The organism is Microbacterium sp. dk485 (assembly GCF_004570445.1).
Classification (GTDB): Bacteria; Actinomycetota; Actinomycetes; order Actinomycetales; family Microbacteriaceae; genus Microbacterium; species Microbacterium wangchenii.
This window is the reverse complement of sequence record NZ_SPQW01000001.1, coordinates 771,737-795,794: the sequence shown is the minus strand read 5'-3', so window position 1 is coordinate 795,794 and position 24,058 is coordinate 771,737. Positions and strand designations below refer to the sequence as shown.

Sequence of the window (24,058 nt, the reverse complement as noted above, 5' to 3'; positions counted from 1 at the left end):
CCCACCCTGGATCCGCCATGACCGAGCCCATCAACGCCGCCGACGCCCCCGCCGTGCCCGAACGGTGGAAATCCAACGTGACGCTCTTCCTCACGGGCCAGACGCTGTCGCTGTTCGGGTCCATGATCGTCCAGTACGCGGTCATGTGGTACGTGACGCTGGAGACCGGTTCGGGCTTCGCGCTCGCGCTGTACGCGCTCGCCGCGTTCGGTCCGCAGGGCATCGTGTCGATCTTCGGCGGCACCCTCGCCGACCGCATGAACCGCCGCGTGCTGGTGATGACCGCCGACGCCGTCATCGCCGCCACCACGCTGACGCTCGCGATCATCATGCTGCTCGGGATGACCGACCTGTGGATCCTCCTGCTCGCCGTCGGCATCCGTTCGGTGGGCGCCGGGTTCCAGACCCCCGCCGTGCAGGCGATGATCCCGCAGATCACGCCGCCGGATCAGCTCATGCGCATCAACGGCATGTTCGGCACCATCCAGTCGGCGATGGCGCTGCTGGCCCCCGCCGTCGCGGCGGGCGTGTTCGCCGTGTGGGGCATCGTGCCGACGTTCTTCCTGGACGTCGTGACCGCCGTCATCGGCATCGGCTTCCTCGCCCTCGTGCGGGTTCCCTCGCTCGAGCGGATGGAGGGGGGTGCGACGAGCTATCGCGCCGACCTGGTGGACGGGATCCGCTACATCTGGGGCCACGGCGTCGTGCGGTGGCTGCTGCTGGTGTTCGCGATCATCTCGCTCCTCACCGTCGCCCCCAGTTTCCTCACGCCTCTGCTCATCGTCCGCTCGTTCGGCGACGAACCGTGGATGCTCGCGGCCCTGGAGATCGCGTTCGGTGTCGGGATGCTCCTGGGCGGCGCGCTCGTGGCCAGCGTGCTCGCCAAGCGCAGTCGTCTCGGGCTCATCCTCGTGTCGACGTTCGGGTTCGCGGTCTTCACGGTCGGCCTCGGGCTCTCGCCGAACCTGTGGGTCTTCTACGCCTTCATGTTCCTGTTCGGCCTGGTCGTCCCGTGGTTCTCGGCGCCGTTCATGACGCTCATCCAGGAGGTCGTCACCCCCGACACGCACGGGCGCGTGTTCAGCTACATCGGCATCGTCATGGCGCTGGTGACACCGCTCGGCACCGTCGTGTTCGGTCCGTTCGCCGACGTCATCAGCATCCAGGCGGTGCTCGTGATCGCTGGTGCGCTTACCGTCGTCGTCATGATCGTCGCGATGGCGCTGCCCTCGGGGCGGGCCGCGATGCGTGCGGCTCGTGGCCCGGCGCCCGAGCACGTGCCGGCCGACGCGGCCTGACCGCTACGGGATGCGGTGCCCCGCGGCGCGTGTGAGGGCGTACCACTCGGGGCGGGTGAGCCGGATGTCCGACCCCAGGGCGGCACCGGTCACCCGCTCGGGCGTGGTCGTGCCGAGGACGACCTGCATGCCGGCGGGGTGGCGGGTGATCCACGCGGTCGCGATGGCGATCGGCGGCACGTCGTATTTCGCGGCGAGCTCGTCGATGACCGCGTTCAGCTCGGCGTACTCGGGCGCGCCGAGGAACACCCCGGTGAAGAACCCCGCCTGGAAGGGCGACCACGCCTGCACGGTGATGCTGTGCACGCGGCAGTAGTCCAGGATGCCGCCGGCGTCGCGCGTGACGGACTGGTCGATGTCCATGTTGGCCGCCAGGCCCTGGGCGACGATCGGGGAGTGCGGGATCGACAGCTGCAGCTGGTTGGCCACGAGCGGCTGGCGGACCGCGGTGCGCAGCAGGTCGATCTGCCGCGGCGTGTGGTTGGAGACCCCGAAGTTGCGCACCTTCCCGGCCACCTCGAGGTCGTCGAACGCGCGGGCCACTTCCTCGGGCTCCACCAGCGCATCGGGGCGGTGCAGCAGCAGGATGTCGATGTAGTCGGTGCGCAGCGCCCTCAGTGAACCTTCGACCGCGCGCACGAGGTGCTCGTAGGAGAAGTCGAAGTACGGACCGTCCTTGACGATGCCCGCCTTGGTCTGGATCGTGATCTCGGCCCGCTCGGCGGGGGAGAGACGGAGTGCCTCGGCGAACCGCCGCTCGCACTGGTGCGGCTCGTCGCCGTAGATGTCGGCGTGGTCGAAGAAGTCGATGCCCGCCTCCCGCGCCGCCGACACGAGGGCGCGGATCTCGTCGTCGGTCTTGTCGGTGATGCGCATCATCCCGGCCACGACGTTGGGCACGAGGGTATCGGTGGGTCCGAGGAGCACGGTTCTCATGGCTTCACGGTAGCCGCGCAACCCCGCCGCCGCCCAGCGTCCCTCTCGATAGGTTCGGGGTATGACCGACCTCACGCGCCCCCAGGCCCCCGATCCGTATCCGCTGCTCCCGGCGGTGGCGGCCTTCTCCCTCGAGAGCGACGACGTCATAGACGGCCGGCCCCTGGACCCCGCGCAGGTCGCCGACTCCGGCAACACGTCGCCCCATCTGCGCTGGTCGGGTGCGCCCGAGGGCACCAAGTCGTTCGTCGTGACGTGCTTCGACCCGGATGCTCCGACCCCGAGCGGCTACTGGCACTGGGCCCTGGTCGACCTCCCCGCCTCCGTCACCGAGCTGCCGGCGGGGGCGGCGGATGCTCCGCTTCCCGGCGGTGCCTTCCACGTGCGCAACGACGGCGGGAAGGCCGGCTACTCCGGCGCGGCGCCGCCGGAGGGCGACCAGGTGCACCGCTACTTCTTCGTCGTGCACGCCGTGGGGGAGGAATCCCTGGGCGTGACTCCCGACGCGACGCCCGCGGTGGTGTCGTTCCGCCTGGCGTTCGCGACCCTCGGCCGGGCCATCCTGCACGGGACGTACCAGCGATGAGCGCGGCATCCGCGTGGACCGCGCGCCTCGGGCAGCTGGGTGTGTGGGCGCGTGTGAGCGACGTCGACGTGCCCTTCGCCCGTGAGGCCGAGCGCCTCGGCTACGGCACGGTGTGGCTGGGCGGTTCCCCCGCCGCCGACCTCACGGGCGCCGAAGAGGTGCTGGACGGCACCGAGTCGGTGGTCGTGGCCACCGGGATCGTGAACATCTGGCGCGACGAGGCCGCCGAGCTCGCCGACGCGTACCACCGCATCGTCGCGCGGCACCCGGGCCGGCTGGTGCTGGGCATCGGCTCGGGCCACCGCGAGGCGACACCGCACCGTACCAAGCCGCTGCAGGCGATGGCCGACTACCTCGACGTGCTGGATGAACGAGGCGTACCGCTGGAGGACCGCGTGCTGTCGGCGCTGGGCCCTCGGATGCTGGCGCTCGCCGCCGAGCGCAGCGGTGGCACGCATCCGTACCTCACGGTGCCGAGCCAGACGGCAGAGGCCCGGGAAGCGCTCGGGCCGGGCAAGCTCGTCGCGCCTGAGCAGACCGTCGTCCTCGACGCGGACGTCGACGCGGCCCGCCGGGCGGCGCGCGCGTTCCTGCGGCGGTACCTGCAGCTGAGCAACTACAGCGGCAACATGCTGCGAGCCGGCTTCAGCGAGGCGGATGTCGCGGGCGAGGGCAGCGACGAGCTGATCGACCGCATCGTGGTGCACGGCGAGGCGACCGACCTGGTGCGGGCGGTGCGCGCGCACCTCGACGCGGGGGCCGACCACGTGTGCGTGCAGGTGCAGCCCGGCGAGGACGCTCCCCGCGCGCTGGCGGAGATCGCGGCCGCCTTCGCGGCGTAGTCCGGGGCTCGCTTCACACGGCACGCAAGAGCGCCCGCCTCCCCACAGGACGGCGGGCGCTCCGGCCACGGAAAACGTGACCGTACGACGGGAACCCCCCGGTGTCCCGTCGACGTGGCTGCGCCGCGGTCGAGAGTGACGCGCGGTGCTGATGCCGATTCCATTGAACCCGGCCCAGGAAGCACCGGGGGCGCGGATGAGCCCGATCCGGACGCATCCGGAAATCCCGAACACACCGGAACCCGCCCCGATCTCCGATGCGTGCGCATGGACTTGCCCATGCCCCGGGTGGTATACATCAAAGACGCAACTGCGAACCTCGGGGGAGGGTCATGTCAGATGCCGAGGTGACGGGCGACGCCGATTCAGTCGCCCAGTTCGTGGCCGACCTGCGCAAACTGCGGCTGGCCGCGGGAAGTCCGACGCTCGCACGGCTGCAGCATGAGACGGGCATATCGCGCACCGTCCTGTCGGAGGCCTTCTCCGGTCGTCAACTGCCGTCCACCCGCACGGTCGACGGCATCGCACGGGCGTGCGGGGGCGACCCCGCCGCATGGATCGACCGGCGCGACGCGCTCGCGCAGGCTCGCCGCGCCGCCGCCCCGGCCGATAGCCCCTCAGTCGAGGTCGCGGGGGAGGAGCTCGCGGCTGCCGGCCCGGAGCGGGCGCCGTCCATCCCGCGCCGTACCGCCGGCTGGCTCATGGCTGCGGCCTTTCTCATCGGGGCGGCCGTGAGCGGCGCGACGGCCGCCGTCGTGGCGACGCAGATCCTGTCGGCGCAGGCCGCGGACGCGGCCAACGGCGCTCCGCAGATCGAGGTGGTCTCCGGTGAGGATCCGGCCCTCACGGAGTGCCTCCATGACGCGCGGGTGGTCTCGGGCGCCACACGTGCCGACAGCTCGCTGCTCGAGGTCGTCTGGTCGGACAAGTGCCAGGCCGGATGGGGCCGCATCACCCGCTACGACGGCCTTGCGATGGGCAACACCGTCACGATCGCGATCTATCCGGAGACCGCCCCGCGCGGCCCCGAGCGTCAGGAAGCGACCGAGCACGACGTGCAGCGCGCCTATACGGCGCTCGTCGTGCGCCCGAGCCCCGACACGCTGCTGTGCGCCGAGGGAAGCCTCACCATCGACGGCACGCGTATCCATCTGGGCGACCCGCTGTGCGTGTGAGGGCAGAAGGAAGTGGCGGGGCCCGAACGCTCCTCCGGAAGAGGGCTCGGGCCCCGCGTCGACGCCCCGCCACCGAAGCAGCCCCCAAGTAAGGCGTCGCAGACCCTAGCCCCCACCCCCAGGCAGGGGCGCTGTGTCCTTCACTGATGAGACGCAGGAAGGCACGTTCTATTACGCGGTTCTGCGAAATTCTTCCGTCGCCGCTTCGCGAGGCGTAATGTTGCCCCGCGAGCAGGCGCCGTTGGGGAATGACGGCTGCTGTGCTCGTGGCGCGAAATCTCGCATGTTCAGGGGGAACATGCGTTGGGGGGAGAGATGGCGCAGAACAGTGCTGCCGTGGAAAAGGACGGCCCGGAGCCGTCGGACGCCGAACTGCTCGACCGATCGCGGGCGGACGATCCGGAGGCCTTCGCCGAACTCTGGCGACGACACCATCGGTCCGGGATCACCGTCGCACGCTCGGTCACTCAGCGTTTCGAGGCCGACGACCTCGTTCAGGAGGCCTTCTCGCGCATCTACCACTCGGTGCGCCGCGGAGGCGGCCCGACCGGGTCGTTCCGTGCGTACCTGTTCACCAGCATCCGCAACACGGCCGCAGATTGGGGCCGCGCACCGCGGGTGGATGCCTCCACCGACGAGGTCGCCGAGGTCGCAGACCCGGATGCCGAGGCGCACGCCTCCGACGCCACCCTCGACCGCTCGCTGACCAGCGACGCCTTCCAGGCTCTGCCGTCGCGGTGGCAGGAGGTGCTCTGGTACACCGAGGTCGAGCGGCTCAAGCCCGCCGATGTCGCGCCGCTGCTGGGCATCAAGCCGGTCGCCGTGGCGCAACTGGCGTTCCGGGCCCGCGAGGGGCTGCGGGAGGCGTGGATTCAGGCGCACCTGCGGGCCATCGACGACAACGACGAGTGTCACTGGGTCGTCGACCACCTGGGTGCCTACTCCCGGGGGAACCTCTCCAGTCGCGATCTCCGTCGTGTGCGGAACCACCTGCCCGGCTGCACGCGATGCTCCGCCGTGGCCTCGGAGGCGCGGCAGGTGTCGGGGCGGCTCGCGATGGTCCTGCTGCCGGTCATCGTGGGATCCGGGGCGGCATTGGCCACGCTCACGGCGCTGCGCGAAGGCGCCGGCGCGGCGGTGGCCGTCGCGGCGATGCCGTCGGCGGTGATCAGCGGCTCCGCCGCATCCGGTGCCGGCGGCACAGCCGGTGCGGTGGGCGCCGCGCACGCGATGACGGTGGCCGGTGCCTCGGTCGCCGGCGGTGCGGTCGCCGGCGGTGCGGCAGCCGGCACGGCCGCGGCCGGGGGCGTCGGCGCCACCGTCGCCCTGCTCGCCGCGGGTGCGGCTGTGGTGGCGGCAGTGTCGTTCACGGCGGCGCAGGGCACGGAGCGCGTACCGGGCGATCCCGTCGTCGCGGTGACCGAGATGCCGACCGCGCCGCCACCCACGCCAGTCGGCTCCCCGCCCCCGTCGCCGTCCCCGTCGGCGGTCACCCCGACGGCGACGGTGTCGCTCCCGGCGTTCCCCACCCCGGCTGCCTCGAGCACCCCGCGCGCCAGCGATCCGGCGCAGTTGACGGTGACGACGCCTCCCGCTCCGGCGTCGCCCGACCCCGTCCGCAGCGGAACCCCGGCGCCGTCGGCGACCCCGCGTCCTACGCCGAGCGCGGAGCCCACGCCCACGCCGAGCGCGGAGCCCACGCCCACGCCGACCCCGACGCCCACTCCAGAGTCGACGCCCACACCTAACCCGACCCCTACCCCGACGCCGACGCCGACGCCGACGCCGACCCCGACCCCGACACCGACACCCGACCCGGGTCCCGTGCTGCCGGAGGGTACGCCCGCGGTCGTGGACGCGCACACGGTGCTGGTGCGCACCGTCACGGAGGTGCGCATCCAGCTCAGCGGGGCCCCCGGCGCGACCGTGCAGGCGTTGACGAACGGCGACGTCCGGGCGACGGCGACGCTGGATGCGGCGGGATCGGGTTCGCTCGTGGTGCGCCCGACGTTGCTGCAGCTGCTCCTGGATGTGCACGTCGACCTGCGGTATGTCGCGGGCGAGGCCACCGGCGGGTTCCTCAGTCTGCGGCTCAGCGACCTCCGCTGAGGGGTCGGCCGAACTCCGCACATTTCGGTCATTGACGCTGGACTAGACCTGTCGTACGCTCAGGGCGAGCTGGACTAGACCTGTAACGCTCATGGGCGAGTAGTGAGGAACGCAATGAAGAAAGTTCTGGGAATCGTGGCCGTGGCTGCGATGGCGGGCGCGCTCGCCGGGTGTGCAGGCGGCGCCGAGTCCGACGAAGAGGTCTTGACGGTCTGGGGATGGCGTAACGAGGCCCCATGGGTCGAGCTCATCGAAGGGTTCGAGGGGGACGGCTTCACCGTCGAGTACAAGTCCTACAAGCCCGACGAGTACAACCAGATCCTCCAGACCGGTCTGTCCGGCAGCACGGGGCCCGACATCGTCATGCTCCGCTCGTACGGCGGCTTGGACACGCTCGTGGCCGGCGGCGGCGTGGCAGCACTCGAGGAGGACTTCGAGGGCCTGGCCAACATCCCGGAGAACCTGGTGGATGGCCTCCGCAGCCAGAGCGACGGCAAGGTGTACGGCGTCCCCTTCCAGTCGGTCACGGCCAACGTCCTGTACAACAAGACGCTGCTCGATTCCCTCGGACTGTCCGAGCCCACGACCTGGGACGAGTTCATCGCTCTCAACGAGGCGTTGCTCGCGGAAGACGTCACGCCGATGGCGGCCGGCGCCCTGGAGTCGTGGATCCTGCCCATCTACCGTGACCTGTTCGGGGCCGCTGCCTACGACGGGCCCGCGTTCGCCGAAGAGCTGCGAGCAGGGAGCACGACGTTCGAGGACGAGCGGTACGCCGCTGCCAACGAGACGCTCGTCGACATGACGAAGTACTTCCCGCGCGGCTTCGAGGGCATCAACTACGCGGACGCCAATGCGCTCTTCATCGCCGGCGAGGCGGCCCTGTACCCGGGCGGAATCTGGGAGCTCGCAGTCTTCAAGGACGCCATGCCGGATGTGGAGCTCGGCATCTTCAACGCACCGCCCGTTACCGGCGATGAGCCCTATGCGATGGGCTACCTCGACGGCGGAATCGGGATGGCTGCGAATCTGGAGGGCGAGAAGCGCGATAACGCTCTCGAGTTCCTGGAGTGGGTGGGATCGGAGGACTTCGGTCAGTTGATCGCCGACGACCTTCTCGCCATCCCCGCCGTCAACGGAGTCACGCCCGCCGACCCGCTCCTGGCAGAGGCGGCGACCGCATTCGAGGAGCACCCGACGCCGTACCTCACGTATGTCAACTTCGACTTCGGCACTCCCTCGGGCACGTCGCTCGAGTACGCCGGTCTCCAGAAGATGGTCATCGGAGAGTCCGAGCCGTCCCAGGTGGGTGCAGAGGTCCAGGCGGGGATCCAGCAGTGGTTCAAGGCAGATAAGTGACGATCGCTCGTCTGAACAGGGGAGGGCGCCGCACTTCGCGGCGCTCTCCCTCGTTCCCCGTCCTCCTCGCCTTCCTTGGGCCCGCGCTCGTCCTGTACGCGGTCATCTTCCTGTTCCCGGTCGGCGCGGCGATGACGAACGGCTTCTTCACCTGGACGGGCACGGCGCGTCAGGAATTCGCCGGCTTCGGTAACTTCCTCACGCTCATGGGGCTGGAGCCATACGCCTCGCAGTTCTTCCGAGCAGTCGGCAACAACGCGGTGTTCTTCGTCGGCACGATGATCGTCCAGAACGGCGTCGGGCTAGTCTTGGCGTTCCTTCTCAATGGCCGTCTGCGCGGGAAGCACTTCTTCCAGACGATCATCTCCGTGCCGTACCTGATGAGTGCCCTGGTGATCGGGTACGCCTGGTCGATGCTCCTGTCGCCGCGCTTCGGCGCCGTGAACTCGCTGCTCGGCGTCTTCGGTATCGAGCCGGTCACGTGGCTCGGCACCCCCGCTCTGGTCATGCCCGTGCTGATCCTCATCAACGCCTGGCAGTGGATCGGCGTCACGATGCTGATCTTCGGTGCGGGGTTGGCGGCCATTCCCTCGGAACAGATCGAGGCGGCGCGCGTGGACGGAGCCTCGTCGCTCCGGATCGCCTGGTCGGTGCAGCTGCCCCAACTGATTCCGTCGGTGTCGATCGTCACCATCCTCACGCTCATCGGCTGCTTCAACCTCTTCGACCTGGTCTTCGCGATCGGGGGAAGCACGGGCGGGGTCGGCGGCGCTGCTGACGTCATGGGCACGCTCTTCTACCGCCTGTCGTTCAGCAACTCCCCGAACGCCTTCGGACTGTCCGGCGCGTTCTCGCTCATTCAGCTGCTGCTCATCCTGGTGGTCACCATCGGCGCGCAACGGATGTTCCGTCGACTGGAACGGAGATTCTTGTGAAGACCCGCAGCCGGGTAGGCGTCTACATCGTGCTCACCGTGGCGGCGGCGATCTCCGCCCTGCCGAACGTGCTGGTGCTGGTGGGCTCGCTGCGTCCCAATTCCGAGATCGTCGCGAACCCGACCGGGCTGCCGACGTCGCTGTATCTCGGGAACTACGCGCGGGCGTGGGAGCAGGGCGCGATCGGCACGTACTTCCTCAACTCCGTCGTCGTGACGGCGGTGTCGCTCGCGCTTGCTCTCGTGCTCTTCCTCCCGGCCGCGTACGCGCTGGGACGGTGGCGCTTCCGATTCGCGGGAGCCATCCAAGCGCTTTTCCTGCTGGGCCTGATGGTTCCGCTCAAGATCGGGATTCTCCCGCTCGCCCAGATGTACGATCAATGGCGCCTGGTGGACAACCTGGCCGGTCTCGTGCTGGTCTACACGGCCCAGGCCGCTCCGCTCATGGTCCTGATCTTGTCCACGTTCTACCGACAGCTGCCGGAGTCGCTCGACGACGCGGCCCGCATCGACGGCGCCTCGCACTTCCGGACCTTCTTCAGCGTCATGACTCCTCTCATGAAGCCGGCGATCGCCGTCTCCGTCGTCCTGAGTATCGGTCCCATCTGGAACGACTTCTTCATGCCGCTGGTGCTGATCCGCAGTGAGGAGAACTTCACCATCCCCGTGGGGGTCAGCTCGTTCTTCGGCGAGTACACCGCCGACCGCGGCATGCTCTACGCCGCCATCGTGATCGCGGTCGCCCCCGTCGTGATCTTCTTCGCTCTGGCGATGCGACAGATCGTCAGCGGACTCACCGCGGGGATAGAGAAGTGACTTCCGTCGGTGCTTTCGTGGACATCGGCAAGTCGCAGACGCGACTCCACGCCCTCGGCAGCGGGCAGATCCGCACACACAGTGCAGAGGGGATATCGCCGTCCGAGAAAGGCGATCACGGCAGAATCATCGCCGAGACGATCGGGAGGCTCCTCGCGGAAGCGGGGGCGGAGTCGGCCACGCACCTTCTCATCGGCTCCACCAGCGAGTTGTCCGCGCCGGAGGTGGAGTCGCTGTTCCACGAACTGCGCGTCAGGATCCCCGAGGCTGTGATCGGGCTCACCGACGACGGAACCCTCAGCCACGCGCGCGCCCTCAACGCGCCCGGCGTCGTGCTCGCGGTCGGCACCGGAGTGATAGCCGTCGCGCGGACGGCCGATGGTGGCGTGAGCCGTTTCGACGGCTGGGGTCCGCTCGCCGGCGACCGCGGCTCGGCGGTCCAGGTCGGGCGGTGGGCTCTGCGCGCGGCGTACCGCGCGGTCGACGAAGCACGGCACTCGCCCCTGCGCCGCGCTGTGGAACAAATGCTGGGGGAGCTCACCCCTTACGTCGCCCGCGCCGTCGTGGCCGACGAACGTTGGCCCGCCACGCTGGCCGGTTTCGCCGTGCAGGTCTGCGACGCGGCCGACCACGGCGACGCGGAGGCCGGTGCGATCCTCGACGACGCAGTGGACGAGTTGATACGCACCGCGCGGATGTCGGTGACCGCGGCCGGCGCAGGCGACGTCGTAGTGACCGGGCGCTTCGGGGAGGCCCCTGCACTGCGCACGCGGCTTGCGCTTCGCTTCGCCGACGAGGACATGCGACTGTCCGCTCCGCTCCCCCCGGATGCCGTGGGCATCGAGGAGATCCTCTCGGGTCCTTATGCCTCGAGTATCACCTTCGCGTGGGACGATCGGCGCACCGCGTCCAGGGGAGGGTACTGATGGGACGTCACCGCAGTGTGGACATCTCGGAGCTGGATCTGCCGGCGGCGCTCGCGCCCGACCGGCCCCGCGGCGATCAGATCAGGGAGCGCCTGGAGGCGCTCGCCGTCCGGCTGGGCCCCGGTGCGACGCTGCCGTCGGATCGGCAGCTTGCGGATCACTTCGGAGTCGCGCGCATGACGGTGCGCACGGAGATCAAACGTCTGGCGATCGATGGCGTGCTGGAGGTCGAGCATGGGCGGGGCACCTTCGTCGCTCGGGCACCCCGCCTCGCGCCGGAGTGGGGCACGTCTTATACGGTCGCGGCACGCGCGGCGAACGGTAACCCGAGTTCGACGCTCCTGGAGAGCGCGGCCGACGGCGCAGATCCGTCGACGGCCAGGCTCCTGGGGATCGCAGAGGGCGCTCCCGTCCTGACCGTCACCCGCCTTCGCGCCCTCGATGGGCGACCCGTCGGCGTCGAGCGGGTCAGCATCCCGCTGGACCAGTTCCCGGGGCTGGACGAAGTGGATCTGGAGAACGTGTCGCTGTACGAGGTGCTGGCCGAGCGCTGGGGCCTTGTCAGGGCATCGTCCACCGGCCGTGCGGCGGCCACGCTGCCGGGCGAAGCGGATGCGGCGGTGCTCGGGGTGACCGTGCGGGACCCGTGTCTGGTCGTGCAGATGACCAGTACGGACGTCGACGGTCGGGTGTTCGAGGTCGGCCGCTCGGTCTATCGCGCCGACCGCTATGAGATCGGGATCGATCTCATGCATCAACCGAACCGTGCGTGAGTCGTTCGGCCGGGTGCGCACTTCGCGCCCGGCGTGGGAAGGAACAGAAGTGGTAACTCCTGCTGCCGGGGCAGCGCACTCACGCACGGGGTTTTCTCTGCGCGCCGGCGCGGTCGACGTCACCCCTTCGCGGCCCGGCCCCCTCGCGGGGTATGAGGCCCGCAGAGGGGCGGTCAGCACGGGGACGAACGACCCGCTGCATGCGACGCTCGTGGTGCTCGGCGACGAAGCGGAGCGGATGGCGTGGCTTGCGCTGGATGCCATCGCCGTGCCTGCTGAGCTGGCTCGTCGTCTCCGGGATGCGGTGCGCGAGGGTTTGGCCGACCCCGACGTGTTCGTCGTCGCCGCGGCCTCCCACACCCATTCGGCGCCACGCGGCTGGGTGGGCAGCATCCACCCCGGGCACTCCGGGTCGATCGAGTCGGATGATGTAGACGAACTCATCGGGAAAGTCCGGGCGCTCGCTGCCGATCTGGCGAAGACCGAACCGGAATCGGTGGCGGGCACGTGGGGCTCGGGGAACGCCGTGGGGCTCGGTGCCAACCGGCTCACTCCCGGCGGACCGCACGACGACGGCGTGGGGGTTCTGGCATTGCGGTCGGTAGCCACTGGCGCACTCCGCGCGATCGTCTTCGACGCGGCGGTGCATCCGACGGTCTATGGCGCGGTCAACCTGCGATGGTCGGCCGACTGGCCGGGGGTGGCGCGACGCGTCGTGTCGGCGGCGGCCCGTGCCGTGAACGAGTCGGCCGGTCAGGACGACGGGGCAGCGGTGGTGCTCTTCCTCCAGGGAGCCGCAGGTGACGTGAGCGCCCGTTTCACCCGCCGCGGAGCGGATTCGAGGGAAGTGGCCCGCCTCGGCACGATCGCGGCTGCCGCGGTGATCGAGACGATTGCGCACGACGGGCACGAGTTGAACGGCCCGATGCGGCGCCTGTCCCGCGTCATCGAACTCGCCAGGCGCCCCCTGCCGTCGATCGAGGTCGCCGAGCGCGAACTCGCCCAAGCCGCCGCCGATCATGCGGAGCTGGCCGACATGCCGCCGCTGGATCCCCGTGTCCGCCTCTCTCAGTCGCGAGTAGACGGCGCGCTCGTGCAGAGGGGTCTCGTCGCTGCCGCCCCGGACGACGTGATCCGCTTCCCCATCTCGGTGCTGGCGATCGGCGACGTTGCCTGGGTGCATGTCCCCGTCGAACTCTTCACGAGCATCGGAGGTCGAATCCAGTCGGGCAGTCCATTCCCAGTGACCCGGGTCGTGGGGTACGCCGATGACTATCTCGGCTACATGGTCGACGAGGCGGCTTTCGAAGCGGGCACATACGAGGCCCTGTCCAGCTACTTCCTGCCCGACGCCGCAGACCGCCTCGTCGACGAGGCGCGTCAGATGATGAAAGAGATCCGATGAACTACAGCTACCCCGCCCTCGCCCACAAGGTGATCGACGACATGGCGGACAGGCAAGCATCCGCCATCGATGCGGCTGTCGATTTGATCACGTCTCGGCTCCGCCGTGGTGGAGTGCTGCAGGCGTTCGGCACAGGGCATGCGCGCATCCCCGTGCACGAGATGGCTGGTCGCGCGGGAGGACTGACCTCGGTGAACCTCGTGCGGCTGAGCGATCTGGCGTTCCGTGGTGGCTACGCGCCCGCTGACGTCGCCGATCCGCTGCTGGAACGTGACCCCGAGATCGCGGCACCTCTTTTCGAACTGACAGCACCGGCGCCCGATGACGTGTTCCTCATCGCATCGAACTCCGGGATCAACGGCGCGGTCGTGGAACTCGCGATGCTGGTGCGAGACGCGGGGCTGCCCATCGTGGCGCTGACCTCGGTCGCCCACAGCACTTCCACCCCTTCCCGCCACCCCTCCGGGAAGCGCCTGCTCGATCTGGCCGACGTCGTCATCGACAACGGCGCGCCTCCCGGAGACGCGGCCCTGGACCTTGGCGAAGGTGTCGTCGTGGGTGCGGTGTCGAATCTGGCGGGCGTCGTCGCGGTGCAGCTGCTTACGGAGGGCATCGCTCGAGCGATGCTCGAACAGGGCGAGAAGCCGCCGGTGTACCGCTCGATGAACCTGCCCGACGGGGACGAGCGGAACGCCGCGGCGACGGCTCGGTACCAAGGACGAGTGCATCCGATCGAAGCCTGAGCAGAGCTCACCCCGGCACCGCGTCAGAAGGGTGGCGGATCGCCGTCGGGAACGAAGGTGACGCGCGGGGGAACCCGGTCGGTGTACCCGCGGCCCAGCGGTGACGTCCACTGGATGGATCCGTCGGGGGATTGCGACGCGACCCACTCGGTTTCGGTCTTGAGGGTGTGGTGTCGCTTGCAGAGGCAGGCCAGGTTGCACACGTCGGTCTGTCCGCCGAGGGCCCAATCGAAGTTGTGGTCATGGTCGCACAGGCGTGCAGGCATGCGGCATCCAGGGAACCGGCAGTGCACGTCGCGCGCGGCGAGGAACCGCTCCATCTGGTTGCCGGCCCGGTAGCGGTCGACGGCGAGGACGGTTCCGGTGACGGGGTGGGTCAGGATGCGATCCCACCCCGGTGCCCCGGCCATCAGGCACCGCGCGGTGTCGGCGTCGATGGGGCTCTTGCCGTCGAGAGACGCGCCGCGATCGTCGGCGCCCGCCGCGGTGAGCGCCGGAACCGTGACCTGGATGTGCGCGCGGATCGCGCCCAGCCCGCCGGGTATCACGTCGGTGGTCGGGTCGACCGCCGGCTGACCGGTGAGAAGCATGTCGCAGAGGAGATCCGCGCGCGTCTGGTCCAGCGTGCGCGTGTCGACGACGGTCGGTTCCGCCGATTCGTCGTCTTCTACCTGCTCGCGGATCGCATCGGCCGCGCACTGCCGGATCGCCCGCGCCTGCTGGGTGAGCCGGTCGTGGATGCCATGGCCGAGGGCGGCGGCGACGATGGCTTCGACCTTGACCATCCCGTCGCCCAGCTCGGTGACGCTCACCTTGCGTCCCTTGTCGGCGCGCTCGAACCGCTCGGTGATCGACTCGGGGTTCATCTGCTCCGCGAGACCTTGCGCGTAGTCTCGCGTCCGCGCGACGGTTTCGCACTCGGCCCACTCGAGCACGACGCGCTCGAAGGCGGCGCGCTCCGTGGCGTCGGGAAGCACGCAGCCGGCGTCCTGAATGACCGCGGCGTGACGGGCCGTGATCCGCCCCGCCGCGAGCGCGTCGACGGTCGCGGGGAAGCGTTCGACGAGGTCGAGCGCGTCGGCCATCCGCTGCTGCGCGACCCGATCGCTCCAGCGCACGGCAGCGCCGATCTCCGCGGCGATCGAGCGCAGCTCCATCTCCCGCGCGCGTTGAGTGGGGTGCTTCCCCTCCATTCGCCGCAGTGCGATCCGCATGGCCGTGGCGAGCTGCCCCGTCTTCTGCGCCTCCATCGCCGCGATGCCCTCCTCGCTCTCGCGCAGCGCATCGACGACAGAAGCGAGCTGCGCTTGTTCGTCGGTAGCTACGAAGATAGGCGAGTGGTTCATGAAATAAGCGTCGCACATACCACCGACATTGACCCGGCGGATTTGTCGCCTGTGGAAAGTTCGAACGCTGCGCCCCTTGGGGAGGGGATGGTGAATCCGCCCCGGATCCGCCCTACGGCTTCCGCCACACCGAGACGTGCGACCGGCTGTCCGCCGTGAACGGCGTCCGATCCCAGTCGGCCCACCGCTCCGCCAGCGTCAGCCCGGCGTAGTGCGCCATGAGGTCGAGTTCGCTGGGCCAGACGTAGCGATGCGGGGAGTCGAACCGCGAAGCGCTCCCGTCAGAGAAGCTGTAGTGGTGCGACACCAGGAGCTGGTTCACGGTGTCGAACTCGTCGATGCCGAGGTGATCGTCCGAGATGTGGAACGGCTTGTACGCCTCCCCGGGCAGCACCCCCTGGAGCGGCGGCACGAAGACCTCCATCACGAGCGCCCCACCGGGCTGCAGGTGGCGTGCGGCGTTCTCGACGCACTGCGCCTGCGCGGCCTGCGACAGGAGGCACGTGATGGCGTTGTACACGAGGTACACCAGCGCGAACTCGCCGGGCAGTGTCGCGGAGGCCATGTCCCCGACCACCACGTCCATATTCGCGCCGCCGTCTTTGCGGCGCAGTTCGTCGACCATCGGCTGGGAGAACTCGATCCCGGCGACGTCCAGCCCCTCTGCGGACAGGGGGAGTGCGACTCGGCCGGTACCGATCGCGAATTCCGCGGCGCGGCCGCCGCGCGCCTGATCCGCCAGGAAGCGGACGGTCGGGTCGAGAACCGCGGGGTCGTACATCGCGGCCGAAGACCGGTCGTAGTCTCGTGCGACGGATTCCGTCCACACGTGCGGGTCGAGCTGGTCAGGTGAAAGCGACATGACGGCGCCCTCCGCCTACTGCGTGGCCGGCTCCGCGACGACGAGCGCTCCTTCTCGGCGGTCGGCGAGCATGATGCTCCGACCGAGGAGGAGGCCCACCCCCAGCGACCCGACGATCCAGGCCAAGACAATGGCGAGCGTGATCAACTGACTCCCCCTCGAGTGCAGGTGGTGCATAGAGCAACAGGTTGCGCCCACGGTAGCGGCGGGGGCGATCCGCGCAACGGCCTCTGTCGCCGGGGAGCTGGATGCGGTATCTTGCGCCCGAGCCGCTACGCCGTGAAGTACGCCCGGGTCGCGTCGTCGGCCGGCAGGAATGTCTCCAGGTGCAGACCCTCGAGCGCGACGTCGGTGGCAGTGGTCAACCGCCCCGTGGTGCTGAACATGCGGAGCACCGTGTCGCCGGCGCGGAGGTCCATCGTCAGCACCGGTCCGGTCGACGGCGACAGGCGCGGGACACCGCCGCGCTGTGCCGCTACCATGGCCGCCAGCTCATGGTGCCGTGGCCTGCCCGTGCGGTCGGCCCGGTGCGCGACCTGCCAGTACAGGTGCGCCGTCCACTCCTCGAGGTTCACGATCCGCTGCGCCAGCCCCTGCTCATCCACGGTCAGCCGCAGGACGTTGAGGGGCGGCTCGAGCAGCTCCGGGGCGCACCCGGCGAGGAGCGCGTCGACGGCGGCATTGGCATCCACGACATCCCAGTCGTCGTCGAGCAGCAGCGCCGGATAGGGGAGGTGCGCGTCCAGCAGGGAGCGAAGACCCGCCATGACGGATGCCACGGACGCGTCGCCGCGAGGCCGGTCGCTGTACCGCGGGGCGTAGCCGGCGGCCAGCAGCAGTCCGTTGCGCTCGCGCAGCGGCACTTCGAGGGTGTCGGCGAGGTGCAGGATCATCTCCGGCGTGGGGTGGGCTCGCCCGGTCTCGACGCGACTGAGGTGCCGGGTGGACACGCTCGAGACGTCGGAGAGATCCTGCTGGCTGAACCGGCGGCGCTGTCGCCACTCGCGCAGCATCGCGCCCACCGTCCGGTCGGGAGCGTAGGTCGACATGGCGTGAGCCTAAGCCGTGGCACGTCGCGACGTCATGACCTCGGAGGTCATGGCTCTGCTGCATCCGGTGGCCGAGTCTTGCCGTACCGACAACGGATGAAGGAGAACCCCATGAACGACATCGTCAACGGCTACCTCGCCGCGTGGAACGCCCGGGCAGAGGAGCGCAGCCGCCTGCTCGAGGAGCACTTCGCGCCCGCCGTGAGCTACACCGATCCTCTCGCCCAGGTGAGCGGGCGCGGCGAGCTCGACCGCCTCATCGACGGCGTGCAGGCGCAGTTCCCCGGCTTCGTGTTCACGCCGGTCGGCGCGCCCGACTCCCACCATGACCAGGTGCGGTTCCAGTGGGGTCTCGGACCCGACGGAGCCGAGCCGGCCGTGATCGGCTTCGACGTGGTCGTGCTCGACGCGGAGGGGCGGATCGCGGACGTGCGCGGCTTCCTCGACAAGGTGCCCGCCTGACCGCGGGCCTCAGGAGCGGACGGCCCGCGGGCGCTCCGGCGGCACGGCGGCGAGCAGCTGCCGCGTGTACGGCTCCCGCGGGTTCGCGAACAGCTCGCGGGCCGGCACGGCCTCCACGACGCGACCTTCCTTCAGCACGACGACGTCGTGGCTCATCTCCTGCACGATCGCGAGGTCGTGCGCGATGAAGAGGTAGGTCGTCCCGTGCTCGTCCTGCAGTCGGCGCAACAGCGTCAGCACGTGCGCCTGCACGGAGACGTCGAGGGATGCAGTGGCCTCATCGAGCACGATGACGTCGGGTTCGAGCGCCAGCGCGCGGGCGATCGACACACGCTGGCGCTCGCCGCCGGACAGCTCGTGCGGGAATCTCTCGTGGAACGCCGCGGGCAGTCCGACCAGGTCGAGCAGCTCGGCGACGCGGTCGCGGCGCTCGGCGCTGGTGCGGCCGCCCAGGCGGTGCACGCGCAGCGGCTCCGTGACGGCGTCGCCGACGCTGCGACGCGGGTCGAGCGAGGCGAAGGGGTCTTGGAACACCATCGCGACGCGACGCCGATCAGCGCGGCGGGCGCGCAGCAGGTCGGCGCCGTCGAGGGTGGCGGTGCCGGACTTGGGGGCGACGAGCCCCGTGAGCGCGTTGGCGATCGTGGACTTCCCCGACCCCGACTCGCCCACCAGCGCGAGCGTCGTGCCGCGACGGACGTGGAACGACACGTCGTCGACGGCGTGCACGACGCGGGGCCCGGTGGGCGTGGCGACGGTGAACCGCACGTCGAGCTCGGCGACATCCAGGAGCGGCGCCGCACCCGGACGCTGCGGCGGCCCGGCGTCGGCCCGGATGCGGGGGCGGGCGGCGAGCAGCTCGCGCGTGTACGCGTGCTCGGGTCGCGCATACACGTCGGCGATCGGCCGCTGCTCGACGGCGACACCCTGGCGCAGCACGAGCACGTCGTCGGCGACCTGACCGATGACGCCGAGGTCGTGGCTGATCCACACCACCGCGGTGCCGCGCTCGCGCTGCAGCGTCTGGACGAGATCGATGATCTGCGCCTGCGTCGTGACATCGAGCGCCGTCGTCGGCTCGTCGGCGATGAGCAGCGCCGGGTCGCACGCGAGCGCGACGGCGATCATGGCGCGCTGGCGCTGCCCGCCGGAGAACTGGTGCGGGTAGGCGTCGACGCGCTCGTCCGGATGCGGGATGCCGACGGCCTCCAGCAGGTCGATCGCGCGCGTGCGCGCGGCCCGGCCGGAGAGGCCGCGGTGCGTCTCGAGCGACTCGGTGATCTGCCGCCCGATCGTCAGGAGCGGGTTGAGCGATGTGCCGGGGTCTTGGAAGACGAAGCCCACCGCATCCCCGTGCACGCGGCGGAGCGTGCGATCGGATGCGCCGACGAGCTGCACCGCGTCATCCGTGCCGCGCTGCAGCACGGATGACCCCGACACCCGGCGCCCGGGCGCGTCGATGAGGCCGGTCGCCGCGAGCACCGTCATCGACTTGCCCGATCCGGATTCGCCGACGATGCCGAGGGTCTGCTCCGCCTCGACGGCGAAGCTCACGCCGCGGACGATGTCGGCGCGGCCGATCGAGACGCGGAGATCGTCCACGCGCAGCACGGGCCCGGTCATCGTGTCCTCCGAGCCTCGATGATGGTGCGTTGACGGGGGTCGAGCACGTCGCGCAGGCCGTCGCCGAAGAGGTTGAACGCCAGCGCCGTGACGAAGATCGCCGCTCCCGGGAACACGCTCATCCACCACGCCTGCGTGAGGAAGCCCTGCGCCGTGAACAGCATCCCGCCCCACGAGGGCGCGGGCGGCTGGATGCCGAGGCCGAGGAACGACAGCGCGGCCTCGGAGAGGATCGCGAACGCCAGCGACAGGGAGGTCTGGACCACCAGCGGCCCGGCGATGTTCGGCAGCACGTGGCGGCGCACGATCGACAGCCCCGGGGTGCCCATCGTCTGCGACACCTGCACGAAGGGGGAGACGCGCACCGACAGGGCGCTCGCGCGGGCGATGCGCGCGAAGATCGGCGTGTACACGACCCCGATCGCGATCATCGTCGTCACCATCCCGGGCTGGAAGATCGCGACGATCGCGAGCGCCAGCAGCAGCACGGGGAAGGCGAACATGACGTCGACCAGGCGCATCAACACCATGTCGAGCCATCCGCCGCGGTATCCGGCGGCCACCCCGAGGGTGAGCCCGACGACGAGCGCGAACGTCACCGCGACCACCGCGATCGACAACGACGTGCCGGCGGCGAGCATCACGCGGGAGAGCACGTCGCGGCCGAGCTCGTCGGTGCCGAACCAGTGCGCGGCGCTGGGCGGCTGCAGCTGCGCGCTGACGTCGATGGCGTTGACGCCGTACGGCGCGATCCACGGCGCCAGCACCGCGACGAGCACGACGACGGCGATGATCGCCGCGCTGACGACGGTGACCGGGTTGGCGGCGAGGATGCGCAGCGCCGACATCCGCGGCTGGGCGGCGGGGACGGCGGCGACGAGGGGGCGGTCGGTGCTCACGAGACGCGGATCCGAGGGTCGATGACGGCGTAGAGCACGTCGACGAGCAGGTTGACGAGCAGGAACATCACGGCGATCAGCAGCACCGCGCCCTGGATGAGCGGATAGTCCCGCGCGGCGACGGCGTCGTAGACGAGCCGTCCGAGCCCGGGCCACGCGAACACCACTTCGACCACGATCACGCCGCCGAGGATCGTGGCCAGCTGGATGCCCGCGATCGTGAGCACCGGCACGAGGGCGTTGCGCACGATGTGGCGGAAGGTCACGACACGGCGGGGGAGCCCTTTCGACACCGCGGTGCGCACGAAGCCGGCGGACGCCACATCCAGCACGGCCGCCCGGATGTAGCGGGTCATGATCGCCCCCGCGACAAGGCCGACGGTCAGCGCCGGCAGCGCCACGCGCCGCGCCCACTCCGCGGGGTTGTCGGTGATGGCGGTGTAGCCACTGGCCGGGAGCAGGCCGAGGGTCACCGAGAACAGCGAGATCAGCAGCATCCCGAGCCAGAAGTCGGGGACCGAGACGCCGAACTGGCTCGCGGTGCGCACGATGGCGTCGCTCACGCGCCCCTCGCGCAGCGCCGACCAGATGCCGGCGGGCACGGCGATCACCAGCGCGATCGCGAGCCCCGCCAGGGCGAGGGAGATCGTGGCCGGCAGGCGCGAGAGGAGCGTCGTGGTGACGGGTTCGCCGTTGCGGAAGCTCACGCCCAGGTCGCCCGTGAGGGCGCCGCCCACGTAGCCGACGAACTGCTCGGGGAGCGGACGGTCCAGGCCCGACGCCGCCCGTAGCGCCTCGTACGCCTCCGGCGTGTAACGCGTGCCGAGCGCGAGGCGCACGGGGTCTCCCGGCACGAGCTGCACGATCGCGAACACCACGACCAGCACGCCGAGGAGCACGACCGCCGACGACACGAACCGCACGCCGAGGAAGCGCAGCACGCGGCTGGGCTGCATCCTCATCGCGGTCAGCCGCTGAGAGCCGCGTCGCGGAAGCGGATGGCGCGGTCGGCGCGTGCCTCGTACCCGGTGATCGAGGGCGACCAGGCCTGGATCACCGACGGGTTGTAGAGGTAGATGTAGCTGGCCTCGTCGGCGATGATCGTCGCTGCCTGCGCGTAGAGGTCCTTGCGCGCCTCGGTGTCGGTCTCGACGCGGCCGGCGTCCAGCAGCTGGTCGACCTCGGGGTTGGCGTACTTCTGGGCATTGCTAGCCCCCGTGCTGTGGTGCTGGGAGTAGTAGAAGTCGTCGGGATCGATGTTGCCCAGCCATCCCATCATCAGCATGTCGAAGTTGCCGGAGTTCTGCTCGTCGAGCCACGTCGAGAAATCGGGCTGGCGGATGGCGACCTCGATGCCGAGGGGCTCGAGGTTCGCGGCGATGATCTGCGCCGCCGTGACGGTCTCGGGGTAGTCGCTCGTGGCGAGCAGGTCGAGTGTGCCGCCGGTGAACCCGGCCTCCGCCATCAGCTGCTGCGCGGTGTCCATGTCGGTGGAGTAGGTGTCGTACGGGGTGTACCAGACGCTCTGCTCAGGGATGGCGAGCTGGTTGAGCTCGGCGGTGCCGTAGCTGACGGCCTGCACGATCGCGTCGCGGTCGATGGCGTAGGCGATGGCCTGACGCACGCGCACGTCGCTCCACGGTTCGCGCGCCTCGTTCAGCGCCAGGTACCAGTAGTCGCTGGAGGGCGTGACGCCCAGCTCGAGCGCCTCGTCGGTCTCGAGCTCGCCCACCTGCTGCGGCGGCACGACGTCGGTCCACTGGATCTCCCCGCCGCGCAGGGCCGCGAGCGCCGTGGCCGGCTCGGAGATGAAGCGGTACTCCACCCCGCCGAGCTCGGGAGCCCCGCCCCAGTAGTCGGGGTTCGCGGTCAGGGTGATGTGGTCGCCGGAGACGTACTCCTCGACCGAGAACGGACCGGTGCCGACAGGAGCGGTGGTGATGTCGCCGGATGCGACGTTGTCCTCCTGCACGATGGCCATGCCCTTGAATCCGCCGAGGTTCGACAGCAGGTTCGGGGTGGGCTGGGCGACGGTGATCACGACGGTCTGGTCGTCGGGGGCGGTCACATCCGTGACGGATGCGAACTTCCACGCGTTGGAGAGCTCTTCGTCGATGATGCGGTCGTAGGAGTACATGACGTCGGCGCTGGTGAACTCGCTCCCGTCGTGGAAGGTCACTCCGTCGCGCAGGGTGAAGGTCCACTCGAGCTGGTCGTCGCTGACCTCCCAGCTCTCGGCGAGAGCCGGCTGCATCTGAAGATTCTCGTCGGGCTCGACGAGCGTGTCGAACACGTTCTCGAGCACCTCGAACGCGAAGTACGACGTGGTCTTCTGCGGGTCGAGCTGGTCGGGCTCCCCGCCGATCGCGGCGACGAGCACCTCGCCGTCGGCACCGGACGAATCGAGGTCGACGCCCTCGCCGGCGGAGCATCCGGCCACCAGCAGTGCGGTCACCGCCAGGGCGGCTCCGGACATGACGCGCTTTCCCATGGGGTCCCCCATCCGTGCGGATGCCGAGGCATCACTCTGATGATGATTCCATCAGTATGTGTGACTATGGAGGTCAGGACAAGCAGCGGGCGCAGACGAAACACGATCGTCACGTTCGCCCCGACCCGGAGGACTCTGTGACGTACACCGTGCTCGCGCGCGATCGGCGCGGCGGCCTGATCGGGGCGGCGACGGCGAGTCGCTCACTCGCGGTGGGCAACGCGGTGATCGCCGTCGACCCGCGAGTGGGGGCGGTGGCCAGTCAGGCGTGGACGAACCGGACGCTGCGCGGATTCCTGCTGGAGCGCCTTCGCGCCGGGGTTGCCGCGGCCGATGCGGTCGAGATGATCGGCGAGCAGGACGACCGTCCCGACCTGCGGCAGGTCGCCGCCCTTGCGTGGGAGGGCGCGCCGGCCGCGTTCACGGGCGCGCAGACCTCGGGGTGGGCGGGACACCTCGTGCTCGCCGACGCCGTGGTCGCCGGGAACCTGCTCACGGACGCCGAGGTGCTGCGCGCGATGGCGACCGAGCTGTCGTCACCGCCGGCAGAACCGGACGCCGTGGACTTCGCCCGCCACCTGGTGGCGGTCCTCGCCCGCGGGGAGCAGGCGGGTGGCGACCTCCGGGGCAAGCAGAGCGCCGCCGTCCTGGTCGCGCGCGCCGAGGGCGGCATCGTCGTCGACCTGCGCGTGGACGATCACCCCGATCCTGTGGCCGAGCTCGCGCGCTTGGTCGAGTTGCGGGCGGCGGATGCGGCGGACCTCTCCCGCTCCGGCGCCCTGCCGCCGCCGCGTTAGCGCTCGAAGGGTGTGACGGCGCCGAGGACGACGGTGACGTCGTCGTGCCCATTGGCCCACCAGTGCGCTTCGGAGCATCGGTAGGTCACGGTGTCGCCGGCGTGCAGTTCGACCCGGCGGTCGCCTTGGGCCACGACGAGCACGCCGGATTCGACGGTGACGCATTCGGTTCCGATGTGCCGGAACGGTCGCTGCTCGTTGCTGAACCCCGGCGGCAGGGTGGAGCGGATCAGCTGCAGCATGGCTTCGCCCCGGGGGGTGAGCAGCTCGCGCACCGACTGCTGATCGCGCGGCAGATCGGGCGCCGGCGGCACCATGTGCCGTCGTTCGGCCGGGACGACGGCGAGGTCGCCGGCGGGCTCGTCGAGGAGTTGCCCGGCCGGGACGCCCAGTGCACCGGCAAGGCGCTGGATCGACTGCAGCGACGGATTGCCGAGCCCCCGCTCGAGCTGGCTCACGAGGCCGAAGCTGACGCCGGCGCGTTCGGAGAGGGCCTGCACCGACAATCCGAGCCGCCGCCGTGCATCGCGCACCGCAGCGCCGAGGGTCTGGACCGCCCGCGACTCGTCGTGGTCGTCGTGGCGGGCCATGCGCTCACCCTACCTGCGGGGCGCGCCACCGGCGGTC

At 70.2% G+C, this 24,058-nt stretch carries 24 protein-coding genes; 14 read left to right on the top strand and 10 right to left on the bottom strand.

Features of this window, described 5'->3' with window-relative positions; all coding sequences use genetic code 11:
* The first annotated feature begins 17 nt into the window (after positions 1-17).
* Entirely contained in the window at positions 18-1,298 is a 1,281-nt protein-coding gene (locus E4V99_RS03630; RefSeq protein ID WP_135116477.1) for an MFS transporter, read from the top strand.
* A 3-nt stretch (positions 1,299-1,301) separates the two neighbouring features.
* Here E4V99_RS03630 and E4V99_RS03625 read toward each other — a convergent pair whose 3' ends face one another.
* Positions 1,302-2,234: an aldo/keto reductase gene (locus E4V99_RS03625; protein WP_135116476.1), complete on the bottom strand. Its 933-nt coding sequence runs from the start codon at positions 2,232-2,234 to the stop codon at positions 1,302-1,304.
* Positions 2,235-2,295: 61 nt separating this feature from the next.
* On the opposite strand from E4V99_RS03625, the gene E4V99_RS03620 reads away from it, so the two are divergent.
* From E4V99_RS03620 to E4V99_RS03570, 11 genes are all read left to right on the top strand, one after another.
* A complete protein-coding gene (locus E4V99_RS03620; RefSeq protein WP_135116475.1) occupies positions 2,296-2,820 on the top strand; it encodes a YbhB/YbcL family Raf kinase inhibitor-like protein in 525 nt (174 codons plus the stop codon).
* Positions 2,817-3,662: a TIGR03620 family F420-dependent LLM class oxidoreductase gene (locus E4V99_RS03615; protein WP_135116474.1), complete on the top strand. Its 846-nt coding sequence runs from the start codon at positions 2,817-2,819 to the stop codon at positions 3,660-3,662. The genes E4V99_RS03620 and E4V99_RS03615 overlap by 4 nt, the downstream gene beginning before the upstream one ends.
* Before the next feature lie 332 nt (positions 3,663-3,994).
* Positions 3,995-4,837, top strand: coding sequence for a DUF2690 domain-containing protein (locus E4V99_RS03610; protein ID WP_167758069.1), 843 nt, complete (start codon positions 3,995-3,997; stop codon positions 4,835-4,837).
* A gap of 336 nt (positions 4,838-5,173) precedes the next feature.
* Positions 5,174-6,946, top strand: coding sequence for a sigma-70 family RNA polymerase sigma factor (locus E4V99_RS18695; RefSeq protein WP_167758068.1), 1,773 nt, complete (start codon positions 5,174-5,176; stop codon positions 6,944-6,946).
* A gap of 114 nt (positions 6,947-7,060) precedes the next feature.
* Positions 7,061-8,305 carry an extracellular solute-binding protein gene (locus tag E4V99_RS03600; protein WP_135063411.1) on the top strand — a complete coding sequence of 415 codons (1,245 nt, stop codon included), beginning with the start codon at positions 7,061-7,063 and terminating at the stop codon, positions 8,303-8,305.
* Complete coding sequence (locus E4V99_RS03595; RefSeq protein ID WP_135116471.1) at positions 8,302-9,240, top strand: sugar ABC transporter permease; 939 nt, start codon at positions 8,302-8,304, stop codon at positions 9,238-9,240. Before E4V99_RS03600 ends, E4V99_RS03595 begins: the two co-directional genes overlap by 4 nt.
* A complete protein-coding gene (locus E4V99_RS03590; protein WP_167747715.1) occupies positions 9,237-10,055 on the top strand; it encodes a carbohydrate ABC transporter permease in 819 nt (272 codons plus the stop codon). The genes E4V99_RS03595 and E4V99_RS03590 overlap by 4 nt, the downstream gene beginning before the upstream one ends.
* Positions 10,052-10,981 carry a BadF/BadG/BcrA/BcrD ATPase family protein gene (locus E4V99_RS03585; protein WP_135116470.1) on the top strand — a complete coding sequence of 310 codons (930 nt, stop codon included), beginning with the start codon at positions 10,052-10,054 and terminating at the stop codon, positions 10,979-10,981. Before E4V99_RS03590 ends, E4V99_RS03585 begins: the two co-directional genes overlap by 4 nt.
* Positions 10,981-11,754: a GntR family transcriptional regulator gene (locus tag E4V99_RS03580; RefSeq protein WP_135063419.1), complete on the top strand. Its 774-nt coding sequence runs from the start codon at positions 10,981-10,983 to the stop codon at positions 11,752-11,754. The genes E4V99_RS03585 and E4V99_RS03580 overlap by 1 nt, the downstream gene beginning before the upstream one ends.
* Before the next feature lie 49 nt (positions 11,755-11,803).
* On the top strand, positions 11,804-13,159 hold the full coding sequence (locus E4V99_RS03575) for a hypothetical protein (protein WP_135116469.1): 1,356 nt from the start codon (positions 11,804-11,806) through the stop codon (positions 13,157-13,159).
* Positions 13,156-13,902, top strand: coding sequence for an SIS domain-containing protein (locus E4V99_RS03570; RefSeq protein ID WP_135116468.1), 747 nt, complete (start codon positions 13,156-13,158; stop codon positions 13,900-13,902). The genes E4V99_RS03575 and E4V99_RS03570 overlap by 4 nt, the downstream gene beginning before the upstream one ends.
* 23 nt (positions 13,903-13,925) lie before the next feature.
* On the opposite strand, the gene E4V99_RS03565 is transcribed toward E4V99_RS03570, so the two are convergent.
* From E4V99_RS03565 to E4V99_RS03555, 4 genes are all read right to left on the bottom strand, one after another.
* Positions 13,926-15,248, bottom strand: a complete 1,323-nt coding sequence (locus tag E4V99_RS03565) for an HNH endonuclease signature motif containing protein (protein ID WP_167758067.1) — start codon at positions 15,246-15,248, stop codon at positions 13,926-13,928.
* 112 nt (positions 15,249-15,360) lie between these two features.
* Positions 15,361-16,110 (bottom strand): class I SAM-dependent methyltransferase, encoded by a 750-nt coding sequence (locus tag E4V99_RS03560; RefSeq protein WP_135116466.1) that lies wholly within the window; start codon positions 16,108-16,110, stop codon positions 15,361-15,363.
* Between the two features lie 15 nt (positions 16,111-16,125).
* A complete protein-coding gene (locus E4V99_RS18690) occupies positions 16,126-16,257 on the bottom strand; it encodes a hypothetical protein (protein ID WP_280790766.1) in 132 nt (43 codons plus the stop codon).
* A 125-nt stretch (positions 16,258-16,382) separates the two neighbouring features.
* Complete coding sequence (locus tag E4V99_RS03555; protein WP_209305583.1) at positions 16,383-17,159, bottom strand: helix-turn-helix domain-containing protein; 777 nt, start codon at positions 17,157-17,159, stop codon at positions 16,383-16,385.
* 111 nt (positions 17,160-17,270) lie between these two features.
* Between E4V99_RS03555 and E4V99_RS03550 the strand changes: the two genes are divergently transcribed.
* Positions 17,271-17,621 carry a nuclear transport factor 2 family protein gene (locus E4V99_RS03550; protein WP_135116465.1) on the top strand — a complete coding sequence of 117 codons (351 nt, stop codon included), beginning with the start codon at positions 17,271-17,273 and terminating at the stop codon, positions 17,619-17,621.
* Positions 17,622-17,630: 9 nt separating this feature from the next.
* On the opposite strand, the gene E4V99_RS03545 is transcribed toward E4V99_RS03550, so the two are convergent.
* The 4 genes from E4V99_RS03545 to E4V99_RS03530 are packed head-to-tail and all read right to left on the bottom strand — an operon-like array spanning position 17,631 to position 22,634.
* Complete coding sequence (locus tag E4V99_RS03545; RefSeq protein WP_135116464.1) at positions 17,631-19,244, bottom strand: ABC transporter ATP-binding protein; 1,614 nt, start codon at positions 19,242-19,244, stop codon at positions 17,631-17,633.
* Positions 19,241-20,143: an ABC transporter permease gene (locus E4V99_RS03540; protein WP_245233111.1), complete on the bottom strand. Its 903-nt coding sequence runs from the start codon at positions 20,141-20,143 to the stop codon at positions 19,241-19,243. The genes E4V99_RS03545 and E4V99_RS03540 overlap by 4 nt, the downstream gene beginning before the upstream one ends.
* A complete protein-coding gene (locus tag E4V99_RS03535; RefSeq protein WP_209305582.1) occupies positions 20,140-21,105 on the bottom strand; it encodes an ABC transporter permease in 966 nt (321 codons plus the stop codon). The genes E4V99_RS03540 and E4V99_RS03535 overlap by 4 nt, the downstream gene beginning before the upstream one ends.
* A gap of 5 nt (positions 21,106-21,110) precedes the next feature.
* A complete protein-coding gene (locus E4V99_RS03530; RefSeq protein WP_167758066.1) occupies positions 21,111-22,634 on the bottom strand; it encodes an ABC transporter substrate-binding protein in 1,524 nt (507 codons plus the stop codon).
* 137 nt (positions 22,635-22,771) lie between these two features.
* Here E4V99_RS03530 and E4V99_RS03525 point away from each other — a divergent pair, with 137 nt between their 5' ends.
* Complete coding sequence (locus E4V99_RS03525; protein WP_135116462.1) at positions 22,772-23,431, top strand: DUF1028 domain-containing protein; 660 nt, start codon at positions 22,772-22,774, stop codon at positions 23,429-23,431.
* On the opposite strand, the gene E4V99_RS03520 is transcribed toward E4V99_RS03525, so the two are convergent.
* Positions 23,428-24,021, bottom strand: a complete 594-nt coding sequence (locus tag E4V99_RS03520; RefSeq protein WP_135116461.1) for an XRE family transcriptional regulator — start codon at positions 24,019-24,021, stop codon at positions 23,428-23,430. The genes E4V99_RS03525 and E4V99_RS03520 overlap by 4 nt on opposite strands.
* Positions 24,022-24,058 lie beyond the last annotated feature (37 nt).